Source organism: Burkholderia sp. AU4i (assembly GCF_000466765.1).
Lineage (GTDB): Bacteria > Pseudomonadota > Gammaproteobacteria > Burkholderiales > Burkholderiaceae > Burkholderia > Burkholderia cepacia.
This window is the reverse complement of record NZ_ASSI01000344.1, coordinates 1-1,588: the sequence shown is the minus strand read 5'-3', so window position 1 is coordinate 1,588 and position 1,588 is coordinate 1. Positions and strand designations below refer to the sequence as shown.

Genomic DNA, 1,588 nt, shown 5'->3' with positions numbered 1-1,588 from the left:
AGCGGGCTGCTGGTCGCGTCGCTCGCGAAGTTCGGGCCATCGTCGATCGTCACCGTGCTCGCGCTGCATGCGTGGGAGCGCTTTCGCGACCGGCCGTGGCGCCGCTACGTGCAGCAGGGGATGATGCCCGTCACGGCCGGGCTCGTCGCGGCGAGCGCGGTGCTGATCTCCGAGGCGTCGAACCGCACGGCGATCCAGTGGGGCATCACCGCCGCGTGCGCGGTGCTCGCGTGGCGCACGCGCATCCATCCGCTGTGGCTGCTCGCGGGCGGCGCGCTGATCGGGCTCACGGGTATCGGGCAATGACCGGCGCACGGTAACGTCCCGTGCGCCATACTGGCGCGAATCTTCACGGGAGGCTCGATGGATCTCGACAGCGCCAGCCGCAATCTCACTGTCGCCGCGTTGCTGACGCTGTCCGGCGGCTATCTCGATGCGTACACGTACGTGGGCCACGGCCACGTGTTCGCGAACACGATGACCGGCAACGTCGCGCTGCTCGGCATCAACGTGTCGGCCGGCGAATGGGCGGCCGCGCTGCACCACGTGCCGCCGCTCGGCGGCTTCGTGGTCGCGGTGTTCGTCGCGCACCTGCTCGGCCTCGCCGCGCAGCGCGGCTGGATGCGGCATACCGCATTCGCGAGCCTGCTCGTCGAGATCGCCTTTCTCGGCGTCGCCGCGAGCGGGCTCGTCGGCGCGTCGAGCGCATGGCTGATTCCGGGCATTTCGTTCGTCGCGACGCTGCAGACGCTGTCGTTCACCCATCTCGAGGAACTGTCGTACACGTCGGTGATGACGACCGGCAACCTGCGCCGCGCCGCGCAGAAGCTGTTCGTCGGGCTGATCCCGCGCTACGACGCGGGCGCGCTGCACGACTCGGCGCTGCTCGCGACGATCAGCTTCTGCTTCCTGGCCGGCGCGGTGATCGGCGGCCTCGTTACGCGGCTCGTGCCGGAGTTCGCGCTGTGGGGTGCCGTGCTGCTGCTCGCCGGTGCGTTCGCGGAGATCCTCCGGCGTGCCTGGCGCCGGCGCGAGACGCCCGGCGAGCCGCCCGCGGCGGCGTGACGGAGCCTCCCGCCGGCACTTCCGGCCGCCTGCCCGTTCCCCCGCGCCTGCGGGGCGATGCTTACAGACCCGACATCCCGTAAGCCGCGTGGCCGGAGGATGCCGTGCGGCATCCGACGCCCGCCCGGCGCGCCTCGCGCGCGCAGCGTTGTGCGCGGGCGACAGTTCCGCCGTTACCGCGCATTTCAATTTCTTTCAGCGATTGCAGTCGTCATATGATTCAGCCCACATCGCGCGCGCCAAGAACGCGAGCGATCGCCACCCGGCTGCGCACGCGGCCGGCCATGAACGGAGACACCTACAACCAGGAAAGCTCATGAAGCAGACCACCCGACTCGCAGCCATCGCAGGGGGCGCCGCGCTCGCATTTGCCAGCCAGTACGCGGCCGCACAAAGCTCGGTCACGCTCTGGGGCGTCGCCGACGCCAGCATTCGCTACCTCACCAACGCCAACGCCAAGAACGACGGCCTGCTGTCGATGACCAACGGCGCGATCACGAACAGCCGCTTCGGCATCTACGGC

General features: G+C 70.0%; 2 protein-coding genes and 1 pseudogene. All 3 read left to right on the top strand.

Features of this window, described 5'->3' with window-relative positions; all coding sequences use genetic code 11:
• The coding region (locus L810_RS42230; protein WP_042978347.1) for a chromate transporter at positions 1–306 on the top strand (306 nt) is incomplete at its 5' end.
• Positions 307–363: 57 nt separating this feature from the next.
• Positions 364–1,065: a YoaK family protein gene (locus L810_RS42225; protein ID WP_021164221.1), complete on the top strand. Its 702-nt coding sequence runs from the start codon at positions 364–366 to the stop codon at positions 1,063–1,065.
• Positions 1,066–1,267: 202 nt separating this feature from the next.
• A pseudogene (locus tag L810_RS49525) lies at positions 1,268–1,588 on the top strand (porin); the annotation flags it as partial.

Coding starts and splice junctions, on each gene's coding strand:
- L810_RS42225 (WP_021164221.1), top strand. CDS start 364: ATGGATCTCGACAGCGCCAGCCGCAATCTCACTGTCGCCGCGTTGCTG.